Below are 18,755 nucleotides of genomic sequence, written 5' to 3' on the forward strand. Positions count from 1 at the left end.
AAAGGAAGGCGTCAGATGAAGAAAGGAAAGACAAGACGGCTTTTGGCTGCAGTCCTTCTTCTTGTAGCTGTTCTGTCTGTGGGCTGCGGGAAGGAGCGGGAGAAGGAGGAGGCAAAGGGAAAGGAGGAAGGAGTATACCAGATCTATTACCTGGATTCCTCCGGTCTTGGCCTGAATGCCTGTGAATACAGGACAGAAACCACAGAACTGGAGCAGCTGGTGGGAGAGCTGGCAGGACAGCTTCTGGCAGCGCCGGCCGATACAGAGTACCAGCCGGTTCTGCCTGACCGGGTACAGCTTCTGGACATTACGAAAAGCGACAATATCCTGTACCTGAATTTCAGCAAGGATTACGATTCCATGGATCCGGTGAGGGAGATCCTCTGCAGGGCCGCCTTTACGAAAACTTTGACCCAGGCTGAGGGAATCGAGTTTATCAGTATTAACTGTGCGGGACAGCCGAGACTTGACAGCTACGGAAATCCGGTGGGGGTTATGGGAAAAAGTGATTTTATAGAGGGAGTCTCCAATATCAATTCCTACGAGAAGGAGGAGCTTACGCTCTATTTTGCCAATGAAGACGGCACGGCTCTGGTGCCGGAAACCAGGGAGGTGGTTCACAGCGCAACCACATCTCTGGAACGTCTCATTGTGGAACAGCTGATAGAGGGCCCCATGGATGACGACAAAAATTCTGTGCTTCCGAAGGACACCAAGGTTTTAAATGTGTCTGTGTCGGAGAATATCTGCTATGTTAATTTTGACAGCAGCTTTTTGACGGGAACCCTGAAAACCTCGGAGAAACTGCCGATCTATGCCATTGTCAACTCCCTGACAGAGCTTCAGACTGTCAGCAGGGTTCAGATTATCGTGGATGGCTCTCAGAACGTCATGTTCCGGGATGTGGTTTCGCTGAACGAGCCGTTTGAGAGAGATGAGTCGTATATTCAGAGGCAGTGAGGGGAACCCACTGATAAAAAGGAGGAATAGAAAATAAAAAGACCGCTACTTTGGACAGCAGCAGCCATTGTACTTGGAGAGGCATGGGCTTATCTGGCTTTACAGGGAGCGGCGATGGAGATTGCAGGAAAGGGACTTGCGGCATGTCTGGCCGCAGCCTTTCTTTACTGCGCCCTTTTCCGGGACGGCAGACCGGCTGCCGGCGGGAAGGAATACGGCTGCTTTGCAGCCCCGCCGCAGGCGGAGAATCATGGGAGGCAGGATTCTTTGTTCTTGGGGGACAGAAAGAGAGGGGAAAAGAAAGACAGGAGAAGGGCAGCCATTCTGGCTTCTGCTGTGGCGGTTGGCTTTCTGAGGATGGCTGCTGCGTCCGGGGAGGAGGAGATCGTAAAGAAGGAAGGAAGTCCGGGATTCTCGGCTCTGGAAGCCACAGTTTCAGGAACAGTGGACAGGATTCAGGAAAAAAACGGCAGCGGTTCTGCGGAGCTTGTGGATGTCCTGGCAGAAGTCAGAAGGGGAGAGAGGGAGGAGAGAAGCTACAGACTGGACCGGCTGATTGTCTACCTGCCGGGAGAGCTTTCATGGGAAGAGGGATGGACAGAGAAAAGGGAGAGAAGACTGCTTCCCGGAATGAAACTTTTCTGTGAGGGGGAGCTGGAAAGCTTTGAGCCTGCCAGAAATGAGGGAGAATTTGATTACCGCCTGTACTATCAGTCAAAGAATATTTGCTGTCGGATGAGTGCAGAGAGGGCAGTGGCGGCGGACGGGGAGCCAAGTCCTCTGAAGGCGGGAGCTTATCTGTTTAAAGAGAGGGGCAGGGCAGTTTTTGAGCGCTTTTGCAGCCAGCGTGATGCAGGGCTTCTGTCTGCCGTTGTGCTGGGAGATAAGACAGGCATGGACGAGGAAATCTCTGACCTCTATCAGAAAAACGGTATCGCCCACCTGCTTGCAGTCAGCGGACTTCATGTTTCCCTGATTGGGATGGGATTTTACCGGGCTTTGAGAAGGTGGGGGATGGGCTTTGGACAGGCAGGGCTGTGGGCCGGGGGGCTTCTTTTCTGTTACGGGATCATGACCGGATTTGGCCCCTCGGTGTTCAGGGCCTGCCTGATGCTGGGATGCTCCTTTCTGGCAGCCTGGCTGGGGAAGACCTATGATCTGCTGTCGGCCATGGCTTTGGCGGCCATTATCCTGGCACTGCAGTCTCCCTATGTGATTGCCACAGCAGCCTTTCAGCTCTCCTTCGGGGCTGTGTTTGCCATCGGCTGGGCAGGAAAAGAGCTGACAGACAGCTTCCGGTGCAGGAGAGGCTGGACAAGGGCCCTTGCTGTGAGCGCCGCCATCCAGCTTGTGACGGGGCCCCTTGTTCTCTGGCATTTCTTCGAATATCCTGTCTATGGGATCCTTTTGAATTTTATTGTGATCCCCCTTATGACCTATGTGGTGGGGGCCGGGCTTGCCGGACTTTTCCTGGGGCTTATGGCTGAACTCTTCTCTGCATGTTCCTTTTCTGCAGTTTTTGAGGGGCTGTTCGGTCTGCTTGCGGCAGGGAGTATGGGAACCTGCCATTATATCTTAGCTTTCTATGAATGGCTGTGCCGGGCGGTGGGAAAACTTCCCATTTACTCGCTGATACTGGGAAGGCCGGCACTCTGGAAACTGGCGGCCTATTATCTGATGCTTTCCGTACTTCTCTGGCGCACGGCCAAGAGGGGGAGGAGAGCAGATGAGCAGATGGAGGAAGAGCCGCAGAAGGAAGAAAGACCTGCCAGGGGAGAGGAGAACAGGCAGAAAAACAGGACTGGAAGGCCCTGGAGGGAGAAGGCAGAGCTTTTGAAAACGGCGGCAGCTATCTTGTCACTGATCGGTTTTCTGGTCTGCAGACAGCCGGAAACCTGCAGGGTAGATTTCATAGATGTGGGACAGGGAGATGGAATTCTGATTCAGTCAGAAAAGACGGTGATTCTGGTGGACGGGGGAAGCACTCAGATTCGCGGCCTGGGAGAGAAGAGGCTGGAACCGGTTCTGAAGAGCCGGGGAATCAGCCGGATCGGCATGGCGTTTGTGAGCCATGGAGATCAGGATCACATAAGCGGGCTCTCCTGGCTTCTGGAAAACGATACGGGGATTGAAATCGACCAGCTGTTTCTCCCGGCAGCCGGAAGGGGAGATCCAATCTATGAAGAGCTGGAGGAGGCGGCAAAGCGGCGGGGCACCAGGACAGAATACATCTGCGCCGGAAATAAATTCCAGGCGGGAAAACTTAAGATTACCTGTCTGTATCCCCGCAAGGACACGGTGAGCGCCGACAGAAACGGACACTCTGAGGTTCTCCTTGCAGAGTACGGCAGCTTTTCCATGCTCCTTATGGGAGATGCGGGGGCTGAGGCAGAGGAGGAGATTTCTGAAAAATGGGAGCAGGGAAAGCAGGTACAGGTGCTGAAGGCAGGCCATCACGGCTCCTCTGCTTCCAGCTGCGGGCTGTTTCTCGATACCGTGAAGCCTGCCCTGGCAGTCCTGTCCTACGGGAAGGGAAACTCCTACGGACATCCCCATAAGGAGGTACTAGAGAGAATGAGCAAGAGAGGGATCTCCATATGGCCGACTGCAGAGCAGGGCATGGTAACCGTGCGGACTGACGGGGAGAAGGTTCAGGTGGAGGGCTTTGTCAGACAGAGGCAGAGCCTTTCGTAAAACTCTATTGTTCAGGCTGTTTGGGAAAGCGGTACCGCGTCTTTCCCTCTGTCCTGGAACCATATTCTATGGCGTTTACAGGGCAGCGGCAGATACATGCCATACAGTGAGTACAGTCGTCCCCCCACACCGGCCGCCCCTCCTTCATCCGGATATTTCCGAGAGGACAGAGCTTTGCGCACCGGCCGCAGGATATGCAGGATGAGGATACACGGAATTTTTTTGAGCGGACAAAGAAGGTATAAAAGAGAGAGTTTACGATTCCGCTGATAAACTTATCTTTCAGGGAAATGGCCGGCTCGGGAAAGGGGACATTCCGGCGGATATATGATGCAGCCTCGTCAATGGAGGGTGCAGCCCGGCGGATGATCTCTATCGCCTCCTCAGGGGAAGGAGAGGGAAACAGGACGAGATAATTGTCAGGCATGACGATGGGAAATATTCCCCTGTATCTCAGGCCTTTTGAGGCGCACAGGCGTCTCAGATAATGGCCGGCATTGCCGATCTCTGAGCCGCAGGTGACTGCAAAATAAATATCAGAGCATCCGCGAAGCTCTGTCTGTTTCAGCCAGTTTTGCACAAGCCGCGGAATCCTCCACGCATAGATTGGGGAAACAACGATCCAGGGGGAGTCTGAGAAGAGGGCAGAATAGTCCCTGTTTCTTATTTTTTCAAACAGATCAACTGCAGGCTCCTTGATGGCCTGCCCGAGCCGCTCTGCGGCGTACTGGCTGTTTCCGGTTCCTGAAAAATATAAAATCATGGCTGTATCCTTTCTTTCTGGATAATATGTTCTGTATCAATACGCTCTGGATCAATACGTTCTGTTTGAGCTGAGCCGCTCATTCAATAGTTTATAGAACAGCAGAAAAAAATGCAAGGGCAGGTGAAAGAATGCCCTGAGAATGGAAGGCAGTGCTTTGGACAGATAAAAAGCCCTGCATTCATTCTTGCCGATTTGGTGCAGCGAGGGTATAATACCTGTATTGATAAGGGATCTCCGGGCTTTCCCTGCCGGAGAGAGACTATTGTATCGGAGGCGGGGAAAGCCTGCGCAGGTTCCTTTGTAAAATACAGGTCCGCCGGACAGAGGAGGGCTGCCAGGCTGTTCAGACAGATCCGGACGGATGCGGCAGACAGGGAGCAATCGATGCAGACATTAAATCAGGATATTAAAACGAGAGAGTTCAAACGGTTTTACCTGCTGTTTGGCGAGGAGGAGTTCTTAAAGCAGAGCTATAAGAAGCGTCTTCGGGAAGCCATCGCAGGGGACGATACCATGAATTACAATTACTTTGAGGGCAAGGGGATGGATGTGAGAGAACTCATCAGCCTTGCCAATACCATGCCCTTTTTCAGCGAGAGACGTCTGATTCTGGTGGAGGACAGCGGATTTTTTAAGGCGGCTTCTGACGAGCTGGTGGAGGCGATGGCCGACATTCCGGATACCACCTGTATGGTTTTTGTGGAATCTGCGGTGGATAAGAGAAACAGGCTTTATAAGAAGGTGAAGGAGCTGGGCTATGCGGCGGAGCTTAAAAAGCAGGACGCATCCCAGCTGGCCCGCTGGGCGGCCGGGATTCTGGCGAGGAACGGCAGAAAGATCACGGCAGCCACCATGGAACTGTTCCTGGAGAAAACAGGGGACGATATGGAGACTATCAGCTCAGAGCTGGAAAAGCTCATCTCCTACACCATGGGGCGGGAGGTGGTGACAGCAGAGGATGTGGAGGCTGTCACCACAGTGCAGGTGAGCAATAAAATTTTTGAGATGGTAAATGCCATTGTGACGGGAAAGACAAGGGCGGCGATGGACCTTTACGAGGATCTGCTGACTTTAAAGGAACCGCCGATGAGGATTCTGTTTCTCATTGCAAGGCAGTTTAACCAGCTTTTTCTGACAAAGGAGCTGCTGGACAGCGGGGCAGACAGGGCTGCCATAGCCTCAAAGCTCAAGGTCCCGCCCTTTGTGGCCGGAAAGCTGATGCCCCAGGCCAGAAGCTTTACGAGGGAGCAGATTGCAGGCTGTGTGGAAGCCTGCGTGGAGGCGGAGGAAGCCGTGAAAACAGGCCGCCTGGGGGATCGGATGGCGGTAGAGCTGATGATTATGCGGAAGTATTAGAAGGCGGCAGGCAGCAGTTCATTTAGGAGGCGATATGCTTACAGAGAGGGATATCAGAGAACAGACTGACAAAGGAATTACCTACATAAAGGGATTTAAGCTGTATGAAAACGGAAGCGTGCTGTATATAGATACAGCAGGCGGCGAGAAAGACGGCTCCTGCTGCGTAAGTGGTACAGTAGAGGGGAGCTATGGCAATGAGTACGATGTCAGTATCGCACTGGATGAAAATGAGGAAATCGAAGGATACTCCTGCACCTGCCCTGCATTTGAGACTTATCCTGGAATGTGCAAGCACTGCGTGGCTCTGGCGCTGGAATATCTGTACTCCGGGGAAGACGCGCAAGGAGAAGAGGTGTTTGAGGATAGTCCGCTGGAATTCAGGGAGGACCGCACAGATACGGAGCTGATGGATATTGTAGCGGCCTTTTCTCTGCGCAGACGGATGAAGGAGCTGACTGCCTGCGGAAGGATTGAAATTATACCGGAGCTGCAGGAGATTTCCAGATATTATTACGGAAATGAAAGAAATTTTATGCTTACCTTTAAAATCGGCCCGGAAGACGGAAAACAGTACGTTCTAAAAAATATCAGCGATTTCCTGGGGCATGTCTACAGGGAAGAAATGCATTCCTACGGAAAACAGCTGGCATTTGTCCACAGTAAAAACGTCTTTACAGAGACGGCCTGGAAATACATAGAACTGATGGAGCAGGCAGAGAAGGCAGCCAGAGCCCGCTACGAGAATCTGGGGAAAGAAATGGCCCTCACTCCAGAGCTGTGGGATCGTTTTTTTGAGATTAATCAGGAACGGTCTATGGAATACGCCTCTCTTACCGGACATAAAGGGAAATTGTATTTCCTGAAACAGGATCCGCCAGTCAGGTGCAGGCTGTGCCCAGAGGGAGAGAAAGGATTCCAGATAAAAATTCCTCCGCTGCAGTTAATCAGGGGAAAGGACAGGCGCTATGTAAAGCTTCAGCAGAATGTTTACCAGTGCTCCGATAATTTTTATGCCGGAGCGGGGGAATTTCTGAAGCTTGCAGATGAAAAAAAGGAGACATCGTACCATATCGCCAGGCAAGATATGCCCGCGTTCTGCGGAGCAGTGCTGCCTGAACTGGACAGACTGGGAATTTCAGATAAGGGGAACCTGGATTTGGGAGAGTTTCAGCCAAAGGATGCGGAGATTTCCTTTTATCTGGATGAGGAAAATGGGCGCGTCACCCTGAAAACCATGGGAACGTACGGAGATACGGCTTATAACCTGCTGGAACCGGCGGATTTTTCCGGCGAATACCGGGATCGCACAAAGGAGATACGGGTGCAGAACATGATCCGCTCTTATTTTTCACTGGAAGATATCAGAGAGGGGCTGCTGTACTTTGAATCAGGCGACCATGACAGGATGTATCATCTGCTGAATACAGGAATCAGTCAGTTTGAGGCAGAGGGAACGGTCTATGCCACAGACAGGGTAAAAGGCCGGAAACTGCTGAAAAATCCCAGAATGCAGGTGGGAGTGTCAATTAAAAGCGGCCTTTTGGAGCTGTCGGTACAGAGCAGAGAATTTCCGCCGGAGGAACTGGCAGGCATACTGGAAAGCTACCGGAAAAAGAAAAAATACCATCTTCTGAAAAGCGGAAGCTATATTGGCCTGGAAGAAAATTCTCTGTCCACGGCAGCAGAACTGTTAGACGGATTGGGAGTATCGGGGAAGGACTTTGAGGGAGGGACGCTGAATGTCCCCAAGTTCAGGGCCTGTTACGTAGATCAGATGCTCCGCCAGAAGGACGGACAGCTTCAGGCAGAGCGCAGCTCCGACTATAAAGCGCTGATACGGGATATGAAAAATGTGGAGGACAGCGATTATCAGGAACCTGAGAACCTGAGAGGAGTCCTGAGGGAATATCAGAAATTTGGCTTCCAGTGGCTGAACACGCTGGCAGATCTGGGGTTTGGCGGGATTCTGGCAGACGATATGGGGCTTGGAAAAACGCTGCAGACAATCGCGTATCTGCTGTACCGGAAACAGGAGGGAAAGGCGCAGTTTCCACATCTGATTATCTGCCCCGCCTCTCTGGTCTACAACTGGGAGAGGGAAATAGAGCGGTTTGCGCCGGAACTGAAAACGTTGCTCATTGTGGGAAATGTACAGCAGCGGGAGGAATTGATAAGGGGCAGACAGGATGCCGATGTCTGGATTACGTCCTACGATATGGCAAAAAGGGACGTTTCTCTGTATAGGGATTACCAGTTTGACACAGAAATCATTGACGAGGCGCAGAACATTAAGAATCACGGTACTCAGGCGGCGAAAGCGGTAAAAAAGATTCATGCAGAGGTGCGGTTTGCCCTGACAGGCACGCCTATCGAGAACAGGCTCAGCGAGCTGTGGAGTATTTTCGACTTTCTCATGCCGGGAATTCTGGGAACTTATGAGAAATTCCGGAAGGGCTATGAGCTCCCGATTGTGCAGAACCAGGATGAGCGTCTGGCAGGGCGTCTGAAAAAGATGATTTCTCCTTTTATTCTGCGCAGGGTAAAAGGAGAGGTTTTAAAAGAGCTTCCTGACAAAATGGAGCAGATAGTGTACGCCAGGATGGGAGAAGAACAGAGAAAGCTCTATGAGGTCCACGCAGTCCGGCTTATGGAAAGCCTGGAAAAACAGAGCGACGAGGAGCTTCAAAAGGGGAAGCTTCAGATACTGGCAGAGCTGACCAGGCTGCGCCAGATCTGCTGTGCCCCTGAGATGCTGTATGAAAATTACAGCGAGACCTCCTGCAAGGTGGAGACCTGCATGGAGCTGATTCACCAGGCAATGTCCGGAAATCATAAAATCCTGCTGTTTTCCCAGTTTACAAGCGTATTTCCCATTTTGGAGAAACGTCTGCTGCAGGAAAAAATTCCCTACTATGAGCTGACGGGCCAGACCTCCAAGGAAAACAGAATGCGGATGACAGAACAGTTTAATTCAGGAGACGTGCCGGTATTTCTGATCTCTTTAAAAGCAGGAGGGACGGGGCTGAACCTGACGGCTGCCAGTATCGTTATCCATTTCGATCCCTGGTGGAATCTTGCGGCTCAGAACCAGGCTACAGACCGGGCTCACCGGATTGGCCAGGAGAAGCAGGTAACAGTATTTAAGCTGATTGCACAGAATACAATCGAGGAAAAAATTATTAAGCTCCAGCAGGAGAAACAGAAGCTGTCCAGCCAGATCTTAGACGGAGAAGGCGCGGCGGCGTCTGCTCTGACGAAGGATGATTTTATGGAAATTTTGGAATTTTAACAGTGATTTCGAAGTTATAAGGGCAAAAAAGCCTGATTATTTTGTTGGTTTCTGATATGAACATTAAAAGAAAACTAAGAAAATTTTAGAAATAAGTGAAAAATGTACCTAAATTGAAAAAGTGAATTCCAGTGTAGAGGCGGAATTTAAAATTTCATTTTTGGTATAAATGTATAGGGGAGGCGTCCCACTTGCCTTCCCTCTCCCCACATGATATACTTATCTCAAAGCATACATTTCTTATTACAGGCCGGTTCAGGGCCGTCTAGGATTCTAATTATCATTTCAGAAAATCTATGCTTTTCCACAAATCAATGAAAAAGCAGGAGATTTTCGTTCTCCTGCGAAGGAGGACAAATGAATAAGGAAAGAAACGGAACAAGATTTGTATCTGAATCTGCACCCTCTGCATCTGGCTCCACGCTGCCAGCCAGAAGAGATTACAAGGATACGATTTTTCGCAGGCTGTTTCAGGACAGGGAAAACCTGCTGAGCTTGTACAATGCGGTGAACCGTACGTCTTATACGGATTCGGAGGCTCTGACCGTAGTGACGCTGGAGAACGCCGTGTACATGAACATGAAAAACGACGTGGCCTTTTTGCTGGATGCTGGGCTGAGCCTCTATGAGCACCAGTCTACCTGGAATCCCAACATGCCGCTGCGTGATTTATTTTATGTATCCAGGACGTACCAGGGGCTGGTGAAGGATGAAACCTTGTATTCATCTAAACGGTTGCGGCTTCCAGCTCCTCATTTTTTGGTATTTTATAATGGAACAGAGGAGAGGGAGGAGCGCAGCATATTAAAGCTGTCAGATTCCTTCGAATATGCGGGAGACCAGAAAGAAGAGCCCAATCTGGAACTGAAGGTGTTAGTGTTAAATATCAATCAGGGGAAAAATAAGGAGCTGCTGGAGCTGTGCCGGACGCTTAAGGAATATATGATTTTTGTAGAACGAATCCGCCTTTACACAAAAACGATGGAGTTAGACGCAGCGGCAGAGCGGGCGGTGGATGAATGTATCCGTGAGGGAGTATTATCTAACTTTCTTAGAAAAAACCGAGGGGAGGCCATCGAGATGAGTATTTTTGAGTATGACGAGGAACGGGAGCTGAAGCTGATCCGCAGGGCGGAGTACGAGGAGGGCTTGAAAGTTGGGCGTGAAAATGGATTAAAGGATGGACGTGTCGATGGACTAAAGAGCCATCTGCGTTCTCAAGTGGTAAAAAAGCTGAAAAAGGGGAAAACAGTGGAACAGATTGCAGAGGAACTGGAAGAGGAAGTTCAGGAGATAGAGCAGGTAATAGGAGAATTGCAGAAGGGCCTTTAGTGTTTAGATTTTAGATAAAAGTGGAAGAAGAAAAGCATGAGTATTTTCCCCTCCCATTGCCATTTTCCCTGCCTTCTATTATAATAGGACTTCGGACGGCACATCTGCGCAGAGGCTGTGCCGATTCCACATAAAATGAAATACAGCGGAGGAAATTCCATTGAATCAATATGAGATTATTGTGCTTGATTTGGACGGAACTCTGACAAATCGGGACAAGGTGATTACCCCGAAGACGAAGAAGGTGCTGCTGGAAATCCAGAGAAGGGGAAAGAAAATTGTGCTGGCTTCCGGGCGGCCCACCCAGGGAGTGATGCCTCTGGCGAAGGAGCTGGAGCTTGACCGGTACGGAAGCTACATTCTCTCCTATAACGGCGGCATGATCACCGACTGCAGGACGGGAGAGGTGATTTTTTCACGCCTGCTTCCGGTGGAGGCGAACCGGAAAATTATTCAGCTGGCGGAAGACGAGAGAGTTGACTTCCTCACCTATGAAAAGGACTCTATTATTACAAATAATAAGGAATGTCCATATGGGCTGATTGAGCAGAAAATTAACAGTATGGAAATCCGCCAGATTGAGGATATGAAGTCCTATCTGGACTTTCCGGTTCCTAAATTTCTGTTTCTAGACGACGGAGATTATCTGGCTATGGTGGAGCCGAGAGTGAAGGTGGCTCTGGGCAGCCGGTTCAGCGTTTACCGTTCCGAGCCGTTTTTTCTGGAAATTCTGCCTAAGGGAATTGACAAGGCCGCTTCTCTGGAGCGCCTGTTAGCCCACATCGGCATGACGAGAGAACAGATGATTGCCTGCGGCGACGGGTACAATGATTTGACGATGATTCAGTATGCGGGATTGGGAGTGGCCATGGAAAATGCAGTGCTGCCTGTCCGAAAGGCGGCTGATTTTATCACCTACTCGAATAATGACGACGGCGTGGCCCACGTAGTTGAAAAGTTCATGATGGAATAAAGAAAAGCGGTTAGATAACTTTCAGCTATTTTATGAGGAGATGACGGAAATGTAGCTGATTTATGCAGTCGGTTCGGCAGTATTTGCCGCTTTGACCTCTATATTGGCTTGGGGAATTGTATTTTTGACAGGCAGGCAGCAGGGAATAGGGGAGAACGGCAAAAAAGCTGGCTGTTTTTGATTTTATCAGGGCTGGCGGCAGGCGCTCCCTGGCTCTGCTATTACAGGGCGGTTCAAATCGGCCAGGTACCCAGGATGGTTCCCATCGATAGGCTGAGCGTTGCGCTCACCTTGATTCGGTCGGTTTTGCTGCTGTACGAGCAGTTTACGTGGAAGTCAGGGGGCTTTTCTGCTCACAGTGGGAACGCTGGTGATGGCCTGGAGGGTAGAGGTGAAAGGCGTCTGTTAAATTGATAAAGTAATTAAGACTCTGGAGAGGGCCGCCGGAAGTGGAGCGGATTGCGGCTTTGACGCAGAGATAGCTAAAAAACAAAATATGGGCCAATACAAAAACCGCCTCTTCGTCACACCCACGAAGAAGCGGTTTTTCTGATCTGAACGGGTTAATTCAGACGTTTATTCTCTATGAAGTTCGCAGCCGCTGCGATTAAGCCATGCCGTTTACAGCCTTGGATAATCTGGAAACCTTGCGGGAAGCTGTGTTCTTGTGGTAAACTCCCTTTGTGCAGGCCTTGTCGATCTCGCTGGTAGCTACTAATAAAGCAGCCTGTGCAGCAGCCTTATCGCCGGCAGCAACAGCAGCCTCTACCTTTTTAACTACAGTTTTAACCTTGGATCTGATAGCCTTATTTCTTGCAGCTCTTGTCTCAGCTACTAAGATTCTCTTTTTTGCAGATTTAATGTTAGCCAATCTGTACACCTCCATCGATTTTTGTAAATATCAATATTCTCTGGTTTGCATCAGAGCCTGGACACGGACAGTCTAATGTAAACATACTATTGTATTTTATCGGAAAGAGACGCATCTGTCAATAGTAAAAATAAGGGGAAATGCGATTTTTTGCAGCAGTCCGGCGCCGTGACTTCCTGCTCTGTCTGCCGGCGCCGGAAATGCCCGGACACATAAAAAACAGTCTGACCGGTTACAATTTAACTAACTAAAACTTCCCATACCTAAAATGGGATTCGTTCCTTGAAAATTCAATATTTCAGCTAACAAAATAGCGATTTATGCCGCTGCAGCTTCCAAATGGAGTGCTTTTCTCAGATATTCCGGCAATCTTGCTTCAAAATCAGCGGTAAAAGCATTCAGTTGCTCATCGCTTAGTTTAAAGATTCCCTGAAGACTTGCCATCAAGGCTTCCATCAGGATGCAAAGTGACCTGTTGAAAGTAATGTCTGCCATTTCATCAACAAGGAAGAAGAACAGTTCACCAAGCGTTCTCTGATCTTCATTTTGGCGCTGCTCCATTGCAAGTAACATATATCGGGTAAACACGATCGCCACATGGGCTGTCAGTGCATCATAAGATAAACTGTGGCATTCTCCAACCAGATTCAGCATGGATTTGCAGGTTTTGAAAAAGACCTCGATCTGCCAGCGCTTTCCATAAATACGGATAATCTCTTCCTCGGAAAGTGTTGTAGCTGTACAGATAAAAGCAAGCCAGTCCTTGCGGTTTGCCTTGTTCCTTACGCATACGATTTTCGCCGGAATTGGATTCGCCTTTCCTACCATAACATCAACAGAAAGCAGATACTTTGATCTGCCACGGCGCTTTTTGTTCCGGGAATAGATTTCTTTGATATTCAGCTGTTCACCACCGTACGAATATTTGATCCGGCTACTTTTCTTAATCATGGCAATCACATCCATGCCTTTTGCATGGATGGCTGTGACCTGTGCTGGATTGGAAAACCAGGAATCAAACAGGACATAATCCGCTTTCAGCCCTGCACTGAGGGCTGTATTCAGTAAAGTCATCATTGCCTCTGGTGCTTTTGTTTGGGCTAGCGCACGTCTTTTTCCTGCAAGGGTTCTGTTGTCAAAGTCCTTTACCGGGCCGATGATATTTGTATTCTTTGCAGACGCTAACAGGCAGCTGTTTACAGGGATCAGTGTGTTTCCATCACTCCAGCTTAAAGTAAGCATCCTGAAGCCCTTTTTGAAATGCATATCCGTGTGGTCAAAAACTTTTGATCCCAGTTCCGTTTTCTTACAGCTGGTACGGTTGAAAAGGCTGTCATCAATGATAAAGACATTTTTTCTTTCCGGATCTGTCAGATCACGAATGTCATGATTGACAATATCAGCTGCAAGAAGAGAAGTAAAACGAAGCCAGTTTGTTTTTGAAGAATTAAGGAAACGGTAGAAAGTGTTCTTGGAAAACGCCTCCTTAAAAGAGCCAGTCCGCTGCTGCATATACATACTTCTTCCGACAAAAATGTTGCTGAGTTTATAACGAAGCAGGGAAACAGATGAAACACCTTTTTCCTTCATTCCATTACATCTGGCAAGGAGCCTGCCAACATGATGTTTGGAAAAAAATCTCTGAACACAGTCAATTAAGTCGTTCTCAACGAAATAGTTTTGTGGTATACTGGACATGGCATAAATCTCCTTTGTAAAGATGGTTTCTAGTCAATTCCATTATACCAAACGGAACAGATTTATGCTTTTTTTATTGGCTGAAATATTGAATTATCAAGGATCAACGCACCAATATGGTGTGGGAAGTTTTAGTTAACTAAAAAGAAGAAGCAGAAAAAATCAGCTGGGAAATGTTTCAGAAAACCATCAGAAACGATTGAATAAACAGGAGGAAAACCATGTCAGATACAGAAAAGCAGAAGACAGAGGCACAGAGAAGGGCAAGCCTGATTTCCGGCTTTCAGCCCAGGACCGATCTGGCTGTGGAGGAGCAGGAGAGCCGCGGGGAGGAATCGGGGAAGCTGAGAGGAGTGAGAGTGAGAGAGTGGCAGCACGGGGAGCGGAGAATCCGCCTGACAGAGGTAGCCATTCTGGATGAGCGCGGTGCGAAGGCCATGGGAAAGCCTGTTGGAACTTACCTGACGCTGGAAGCGCCGGAGCTGGCAAAAGAGGATGAATCGTACCACCAGGAAGCGTCTGCAGAGCTGGGAGAACAGCTTCTGTCCCTGGTCCAGAAATGCTGCCCGGACAATCCAAAGCCCAGGATTCTCATTGCAGGTCTTGGAAACCTCCAGGTGACGCCGGACTCTCTGGGACCCAGGGTGGTGGAGCAGCTTCAGATGACGCGCCATCTGAATATGGAGTATGATCCCGGGTTCTGCCGGCGAAACGCTCTGCCTGTGCTGAGCGGAATCGTTCCGGGTGTTATGGCACAGACGGGAATGGAGACTGCGGAGATCATAAAGGGGATTGTGGGCCAGACGGGGCCGGATCTGCTGATCGCTGTGGACGCGCTGGCCGCCAGGAGCATCAGACGCCTCACAGCCACCATCCAGCTGACGGATACAGGGATCCATCCGGGCTCAGGTGTGGGAAATCACCGCCACAGCCTGACCAGGGAAAGCCTTGGAATTCCCGTAATTGCCATCGGAGTTCCCACTGTGGTGGGGGCCGCTGCCATTGTCCACGATACGGTTGAGAGCATGATACAGGCCCTCTCTGAAAGCGAGGGGACAAAAGGATGGGGAGACTATGTGCAGCGCCTGGAACCGGATGAGCAGTATGAGCTGATTCGGGAGCTCTTAGAGCCCCAGTTCGGTCCCATGTTTGTCACGCCCCAGGACATCGACGAGAGAGTGAGGCGCCTGAGCTTTACCGTGTCCGAGGGGATTCACGCTGCCCTTTACAGGCAGAATGACACGGCATCTGCAGAGGCGTGACATACCCGGCAAAATAAACTGCTCTGCCATAGAACTGTAAAATAATCCGTCCCTCTGCATAGAATGTAGGAGGGAAAATACTGCCGGAAGGCCGGGCTGGCCAGAATCCGGCGAAAAGGCGGGATGGGAATGGCGCAGGCAAAACGGCATCGCAGCAGCTTTGAAAGAAAACTGAGACAGACAGCGGTACGGATGGAGAGCAGAGGAATCTGGCAGTCTCTCCGCTCTGCAGCTGTATCTGCCTGCATCTGCGGGCTTGTTTTTTTATGCCTTTCCCAGACGGCAGTGCCGCCCGTACCCGGACAGGAGAGAGGGCTTTCCCGCCTGGAGGAAACCCTGTTTTCAGCCTGTGGGAAGCTCTTGTTTCCAGCATCCTGTTTTCCGGGGCAGGATGAAAAAGCTTCAGACATGGATGCCATGCTTGCGGGAATGATCAGGGGAGGGGTGCCCTGGTACAGCATGATAAGCGGACCAGGGATAGATAAGCCGCCGGAGAGCGATCCCGCTTACAGGCGCTACCTTGAAAACCAGAAGGCTGCAGGGGAGTACAGAGAGCTTGTGGATAAACTGTCTGCAAGCTCCGTTCTCGGTGGAAATTCTGGTTCTCTGCCAGGGGATGGCGGGGAGAGCACGGAATCGGAAAATCTGACTGCCTCCGGAACGCCCATTCTGGCCGAACTGGGGACTACGGCGGGAGAATTCCTCCTCAAGCGGTCAGAGCTGCCCGTTGCAGGGAAGACCTACCTTTTAGAACAGCTTGAGGACTATGACTATGTGATGAAAAATTTCTATACGGTTCATCCCACTGCCGCAGCCGGACGCGATATGATCAATGCGGAAACCTTTCTCTCAAAGGATTTTGCCCTGGAGCAGGACAGCTCCAAGCCTCAGATTCTCATTTACCACAGCCACTCCCAGGAGGAGTTTGCAGATTACCACAGGGGAAACCGTGAGGCGACGATTGTGGGGGTGGGGGAGTATCTGACAGAACTTCTCCGAAAGAAGGGCTATCAGGTGATCCACGATACCTCTGTCTATGATCTGAGGGAGGGAACGCTTGACCGGAGCAAGGCATATACATATGCGCTGGAAGGCATTGAGAGCATCCTGAAAGAAAATCCCTCCATCCAGGTAGTTCTCGACCTTCACAGGGACGGGGTGGCAGAAGGGACTCATCTGGTTCGGGAGATCAACGGAAAGCCCACGGCAACCGTGATGTTTTTTAATGGAACCAGCCAGACGCCGGACGGCCCAATCTCCTATCTGGAAAATCCCAACAGGGAAGATAACCTGGCCTTCAGCTTCCAGCTGAAGCTCTGCGCGGAGGCCTTCTATCCCGGCTATACGAGAAATATTTATCTGAAGGGGCTGCGCTACAACCTTCACGTCCGCCCGAGAAGCGCCCTCATCGAGGTGGGAGCCCAGACGAACACCTATGAGGAGGCCCTGAATGCCATGGAGCCCCTGGCAGAGCTTCTCGACACTGTGCTGGGGAAAAGACAGATGGGACAGCAGTAAGGTCGGATGACCGGAATGCAGGACTGAAAAGACAGCACAGACGGCAAAAAATAGAGGCCAGTCTGTTGCAGGAAAAAGAAAAAAATGATATATTCTACTATATGCTGCCCGGGTGCGGCAAAAGGGAGGGAGAGGACGTTTGCCTTCCTTCCCGGACAATACGAAGAAAAGAGGAGAACAGATGGCAATAGTTGACCAGAGCAAAATCAGAAATTTTTGTATTATCGCCCATATCGATCACGGCAAGTCAACCCTTGCAGACAGAATTATAGAGATGACCGGCCTTCTCACCAGCAGGGAGATGCAGGCCCAGGTGCTTGACAACATGGAACTTGAGAGGGAGAGAGGAATCACCATCAAGTCCCAGGCGGTGCGCACGGTGTACAAGGCAAAGGATGGGGAGGAGTATATCTTCAACCTTATCGACACTCCAGGACACGTTGACTTTAACTATGAGGTGTCGCGAAGCCTCGCTGCCTGTGACGGGGCCATTCTGGTAGTGGATGCAGCCCAGGGAATCGAGGCACAGACCCTGGCAAACGTATATCTGGCCCTGGATCACGATCTGGACGTGTTCCCCGTTATTAATAAGGTAGATCTTCCAAGCGCAGATCCGGATCATGTGGCGGCGGAGATCGAGGATGTGATCGGCTTAGAGGCCCACGACGCACCGAGGATCTCGGCCAAGACAGGCTTGAATGTGGATCAGGTGCTGGAGCAGATCGTGGAAAAGATCCCTGCACCCAAGGGAGATTCCGAGGCGCCCCTTCAGGCCCTGATCTTTGACTCCCTCTACGATTCCTACCGGGGAGTTATCGTGTTCTGCCGTATAAAAAACGGAACGGTGAAAAAAGGCACTCCCATTAAGATGATGGCCACAGGTGCCACAGCAGAGGTTGTGGAGGTGGGATACTTCGGCGCCGGACAGTTTATCGCCTGCGACGAGCTGTCTGCCGGAATGGTAGGCTATATTACGGCCAGCATTAAGAATGTGCGTGATACCCGTGTGGGAGATACCATCACAAACAGAGAAAATCCCTGCAGCGAGCCCCTGCCGGGCTACAAGAAGGTAACGCCCATGGTGTACTGCGGCATGTATCCGGCCGACAGCGCCAAATACCCGGATCTGAGAGACGCGCTGGAGAAGCTGCAGCTCAATGATGCGGCCCTGTTCTTTGAGCCGGAGACCTCCCTGGCCCTGGGATTTGGCTTCCGGTGCGGATTCTTAGGACTTCTGCACCTGGATATTATCGAGGAGAGGCTGGAGCGGGAGTACAACCTGGATCTGGTGACAACAGCTCCCGGCGTTATCTACCGCGTCCACAAGACGAACGGAGAGATGATTGAGCTGACGAACCCCTCCAACCTTCCGGATCCGTCAGAGATTGAATATATGGAGGAACCCATTGTGACGGCTGAGATTATGGTGACCTCCGACTATGTGGGAGCCATCATGCAGCTGTGCCAGGAGAGAAGGGGCAATTACCTGGGCATGGAGTACATTGAGGGGACAAGGGCGCTTTTAAAGTACGAGCTCCCGCTCAATGAGATTATCTACGACTTCTTCGATGCCCTGAAGTCCCGCTCCAGAGGCTATGCGTCCTTTGACTACGAGCTGAAGGGCTATGAGAGATCTGAGCTTGTAAAGCTGGACATCCTTGTAAACCGCGAGGAGGTGGATGCCCTCTCCTTCATCGTGTTTGCCGGCTCTGCCTACGAGAGGGGAAGGAAGATGTGCGAGAAATTAAAGGAGGAGATCCCCCGCCATCTGTTTGAGATCCCGATTCAGGCGGCCATCGGCGGCAAGGTCATTGCCAGGGAAACGGTGAAGGCTATGAGAAAGGACGTTCTGGCAAAATGCTACGGCGGCGATATTTCCCGAAAGAGAAAGCTGCTGGAGAAGCAGAAAGAGGGAAAGAAGCGTATGCGCCAGATCGGAAATGTGGAGATTCCGCAGAAGGCATTTATGAGTGTCCTGAAGCTGGATGAAGAATAATTACGGAATGAAACAAAACAGAGAAAAAGGAGCCATA

Annotated in this window: 13 protein-coding genes; 10 read left to right on the forward strand and 3 right to left on the reverse strand. The window is 50.6% G+C overall.

All coding sequences use genetic code 11. From position 1 onward, the window contains the following. The first annotated feature begins 15 nt into the window (after window positions 1-15). Entirely contained in the window at window positions 16-960 is a 945-nt protein-coding gene (locus LK436_RS07565; protein ID WP_008398945.1) for a GerMN domain-containing protein, read from the forward strand. Window positions 961-1,074: 114 nt separating this feature from the next. Beyond that, window positions 1,075-3,654, forward strand: coding sequence for a ComEC/Rec2 family competence protein (locus tag LK436_RS07570; protein ID WP_227910188.1), 2,580 nt, complete (start codon window positions 1,075-1,077; stop codon window positions 3,652-3,654). Window positions 3,655-3,658: 4 nt separating this feature from the next. Here the strand turns inward: LK436_RS07570 and LK436_RS07575 are convergent, their stop codons facing one another. Then, window positions 3,659-4,417: an EFR1 family ferrodoxin gene (locus LK436_RS07575; RefSeq protein ID WP_008394413.1), complete on the reverse strand. Its 759-nt coding sequence runs from the start codon at window positions 4,415-4,417 to the stop codon at window positions 3,659-3,661. Window positions 4,418-4,528: 111 nt separating this feature from the next. On the opposite strand from LK436_RS07575, the gene holA reads away from it, so the two are divergent. From holA to LK436_RS07600, 5 genes are all read left to right on the forward strand, one after another. Continuing rightward, window positions 4,529-5,776, forward strand: a complete 1,248-nt coding sequence (gene holA, locus LK436_RS07580; RefSeq protein WP_008394414.1) for a DNA polymerase III subunit delta — start codon at window positions 4,529-4,531, stop codon at window positions 5,774-5,776. 34 nt (window positions 5,777-5,810) lie between these two features. Then, window positions 5,811-9,068, forward strand: coding sequence for a DEAD/DEAH box helicase (locus tag LK436_RS07585; RefSeq protein ID WP_227910189.1), 3,258 nt, complete (start codon window positions 5,811-5,813; stop codon window positions 9,066-9,068). Window positions 9,069-9,425: 357 nt separating this feature from the next. Beyond that, on the forward strand, window positions 9,426-10,400 hold the full coding sequence (locus LK436_RS07590; RefSeq protein WP_008394417.1) for a hypothetical protein: 975 nt from the start codon (window positions 9,426-9,428) through the stop codon (window positions 10,398-10,400). A gap of 160 nt (window positions 10,401-10,560) precedes the next feature. Next, window positions 10,561-11,373, forward strand: a complete 813-nt coding sequence (locus LK436_RS07595; RefSeq protein WP_008394420.1) for a Cof-type HAD-IIB family hydrolase — start codon at window positions 10,561-10,563, stop codon at window positions 11,371-11,373. A gap of 177 nt (window positions 11,374-11,550) precedes the next feature. Beyond that, window positions 11,551-11,787 carry a hypothetical protein gene (locus tag LK436_RS07600; protein WP_049931601.1) on the forward strand — a complete coding sequence of 79 codons (237 nt, stop codon included), beginning with the start codon at window positions 11,551-11,553 and terminating at the stop codon, window positions 11,785-11,787. A gap of 193 nt (window positions 11,788-11,980) precedes the next feature. Here the strand turns inward: LK436_RS07600 and rpsT are convergent, their stop codons facing one another. Next, on the reverse strand, window positions 11,981-12,244 hold the full coding sequence (gene rpsT, locus LK436_RS07605; protein WP_021966056.1) for a 30S ribosomal protein S20: 264 nt from the start codon (window positions 12,242-12,244) through the stop codon (window positions 11,981-11,983). A 318-nt stretch (window positions 12,245-12,562) separates the two neighbouring features. Beyond that, a complete protein-coding gene (locus LK436_RS07610; protein WP_008394736.1) occupies window positions 12,563-13,942 on the reverse strand; it encodes a transposase in 1,380 nt (459 codons plus the stop codon). A gap of 221 nt (window positions 13,943-14,163) precedes the next feature. Here LK436_RS07610 and gpr point away from each other — a divergent pair, with 221 nt between their 5' ends. The 3 genes from gpr to lepA all read left to right on the forward strand — a co-directional run bounded on the left by gpr (window position 14,164) and on the right by lepA (window position 18,718). Then, on the forward strand, window positions 14,164-15,204 hold the full coding sequence (gene gpr / locus LK436_RS07615) for a GPR endopeptidase (RefSeq protein ID WP_008395856.1): 1,041 nt from the start codon (window positions 14,164-14,166) through the stop codon (window positions 15,202-15,204). Window positions 15,205-15,333: 129 nt separating this feature from the next. Further along, window positions 15,334-16,722 (forward strand): stage II sporulation protein P, encoded by a 1,389-nt coding sequence (gene spoIIP, locus LK436_RS07620; protein WP_015574344.1) that lies wholly within the window; start codon window positions 15,334-15,336, stop codon window positions 16,720-16,722. A gap of 181 nt (window positions 16,723-16,903) precedes the next feature. Continuing rightward, on the forward strand, window positions 16,904-18,718 hold the full coding sequence (gene lepA / locus LK436_RS07625; protein ID WP_008395854.1) for a translation elongation factor 4: 1,815 nt from the start codon (window positions 16,904-16,906) through the stop codon (window positions 18,716-18,718). The last annotated feature ends 37 nt before the right edge of the window (window positions 18,719-18,755 follow it).

The sequence above is a fragment of the Clostridium sp. M62/1 genome (genome assembly GCF_020736365.1).
In the GTDB taxonomy this organism is placed as follows: Bacteria; Bacillota; Clostridia; order Lachnospirales; family Lachnospiraceae; genus Otoolea; species Otoolea saccharolyticum_A.